The organism is Okeania sp. SIO2B9 (assembly GCF_010672505.1).
Taxonomy (GTDB): Bacteria; Cyanobacteriota; Cyanobacteriia; order Cyanobacteriales; family Microcoleaceae; genus Okeania; species Okeania hirsuta.
In genome coordinates this window covers 1-2,979 of record NZ_JAAHGK010000977.1, presented here as the reverse complement: position 1 = coordinate 2,979, position 2,979 = coordinate 1, and the positions used below count along the sequence as shown (strand labels likewise).

At 34.1% G+C, this 2,979-nt stretch carries 2 protein-coding genes; both read right to left on the bottom strand.

From position 1 onward, the window contains the following. On the bottom strand, positions 1-262 hold a 262-nt coding region (locus tag F6K13_RS26240), incomplete at its 3' end, for a response regulator (RefSeq protein WP_287288878.1). Positions 263-1,417: 1,155 nt separating this feature from the next. Continuing rightward, positions 1,418-2,527 carry an AI-2E family transporter gene (locus tag F6K13_RS26235; protein WP_287288876.1) on the bottom strand — a complete coding sequence of 370 codons (1,110 nt, stop codon included), beginning with the start codon at positions 2,525-2,527 and terminating at the stop codon, positions 1,418-1,420. Positions 2,528-2,979 lie beyond the last annotated feature (452 nt).

Sequence of the window (2,979 nt, the reverse complement as noted above, 5' to 3'; positions counted from 1 at the left end):
CTGCCATAGCATGGGCGGTCATTGCTATTATGGGAATATGGCTAGTTTCTGAGTTATCTTTAATTTTTTTTGCTGCTTGCCACCCATCTAAAACTGGCAAACTCATATCCATTAAAATTAAATCTGGTAATTTTGATTTAGACATCTCGACACCTTCAATTCCATCAACAGCAATAATTACCTCAAAACCTCTACGCGTTAGACGCCTAGACAACATGTCCCGGTTCATTTCATTGTCTTCAACTAAGAGAATCTTCACCATTTTTTTCCTTCTTTGTGAAATAATATCGGCATTCCACATGCCTCGAAATTTTCTTGAACAGAGTTACATTTTTTTTCTGCGGGAGAAGGATACCAAAAACTATTTATTACCCCTGATTTTCCCTAGTTAAGAGCTGTCTTGTTATCACAATATAGAACTATGCATAATTATTCAGAGAGCAAAATACTTTCTTGACCACATCCTTGTGAATCTTTGCTACTTTTATATTATATTACTTGCTATACTTAAAATTTGTGGATTGATCTTCTTGACTATCTTCATAAATATGTTTAATACTATATGGCAAACAAAATATATAGTCATTTAAGTTTAGATTGAGAAAAGCATTTCTTGCCTTGAAAGACTTTCAGCCTAAAAAGTATTTCATTTTTATTTGAAATTACTATAGTATTTCAATTATATAGCAATCCTAAATGATTTGTAAAACTTTTTTACACAGAGTAAGAAATCTGAAAGTCTTACTCATATTTAAGGATCTACTAATTCTCAGATATTTTCTGCACAACCGCTACGAGGAGTGCTGGTATAGGAAGAGCTAAATTTATGGGTAGTCAGAAAGACTTAAGGATATTGGTTAGTATATTCCTTGAATTGAATTTTTAGGAGTAAAAATTCAAAAATGATTACTTGTTTAGCACTACCAATTTATGAATTTTAAATCCCCATAGTTGATATAGCAATTCCCAAAAAGCGTGAGGTACAAAATTCGTTTGTTTTAGGTAGGGACATTGCATGCAACGTCCGTAGGTTCTAGCAGGGTCATTTCATTCTAGATTTTGACAATGAATTTATTGATTTTCAGACAGCGAAAGATAAATTTCCTCAAGCTGTAAATAATGTGGTTTCGTCAATACATAAAATGGCACAGTTTAGAATGAAACAGCCCTGAGGTTCTAGGGAGTAGGGAGTAGTAATTCGGGAAACTAAGGAATAGCGGTAGGACCCCGGGTCGGCGACAAATGTTACCAATTTTTTGGAAATATCAACTAAAGTTAAAAGTTAGCAGATTTTAGAAAGTCTGTTGATAGTTAATTTGCGCTCTTTTCAGATTGATTGTCTGAAAGAATCATCAGCTACAGCCATAATTTTTATCTATCAAACTACAACCTATTACTTAACACCTAAAAACTCAAATCAAGAAGTCACGGGTGGTGAATTATGATCGCCATTATTCGTAACTAGAGGCTGCATATTTTCTGCTTCTAATTTAGGTTTTAAATATAAATTTTCTACCAAAGCAGCACCTCCAGCGAACCAAGGTGGAACAATCAAAGCGCCGATAATTCCTAATAATTGAATCCCCACTAAAACTGATAGTAATTGATATAAAGGATGTACTCCAACAGAGGAACCAACCAGTAAAGGATCGAGTACATAAGTTTCCACATTTTGGATAATATAATACAAAATTATTACCCACAAAAATAACCATCCACCTTTAGCAATAGCCACAATTAAAGCCGGGATAGCACCTAAAATGGGACCAATAAAAGGTATTAAGTTTGTAACAGAAGCTATTGCTCCTAAACCTAGGGAAAAATCTTTCAATCCTAAAAATCCTAAACCAGTGGTAGTTGCGATACCTAAAATGGCAGAAACTATGATACGTCCCCTAATATAACCTCCCATTCTTTGAGTAACAGGAACAACTTGATTTTCCAGTCTTTTATCCCAAGGTTGAGGAAAAAGTTTTACTAAACCATTAATCAAGGTTTTGCTATCTGCTAACATATAGCCTGAAATAAATAAAGCTAATATTAAACTAACTACTCCTCCCAATACACCTTTAGTTAAACTATAAGAACGTAATAATAATTGTTGACTAGAACGAATTACCCAACTGGTGACAGATTTAGTATCAAAAAGTTGATTAATCCAATCAGGAGGACTTTGAATTAAGGAACTAATAAAATCTTCAATATTCTCCCCAATACTCTCAGAAAATAGTGGTAATTGTCGTAAAAGTGTTTCAATTTGATCGAATACTGGTGGACCAATAGTTAAAGCAACACTTATCAGTCCAGAAATCAGGGTTAAATAAACTATAATTACCCCTAACCAGCGGGGTAATTTCATTTTTTCTGCGATGTTTACTAATGGTGAAATTGATGCAGCTAAAACTACTGCAACCATCAAAAGTACAATTAGACTCCGCACTTGCCATAGCAGAATTAGTAGTAAAAAACTACTAATAATTAATACGATATTAGATAGGGAAATAGAAATCCTTTGTTCGGGTTTCATATTAATAATTTATCGAGTGAAAATTTGACATTTGTAGGGAGTAGGGAATAGGGAATAGGGAATAGGGAATAGGGAATAGGGAATTGTTGATTTCATATTTTTAATTGATTTAATTACCACTTTTGCAAGAAGTCTCATGTAAATGTGGCACAGTAGTTCAGAGTCCAAATAATGAAAGCTTCTTTAACAAAATACTCAGGACAGGAAAAACTATATTCTTTCCTACTCTCTACTCTGTATGGACGTTGCGTACAAAGTCCCTACTACTCCCTACTCCCTACCGTACTTAATAAACCACCGAATACACTGTAAATTAACTAATTTCGATGCCAGCGTGTTACACCACCAGGTTGGTCTATTAGTTGAATACCTTGGTTTTGTAGTTCATCTCTAATGCGGTCTGCTTCAGAGTAATTCTTGGCTTTTTTTGCAGCTAAACGTTGCTGAATTAA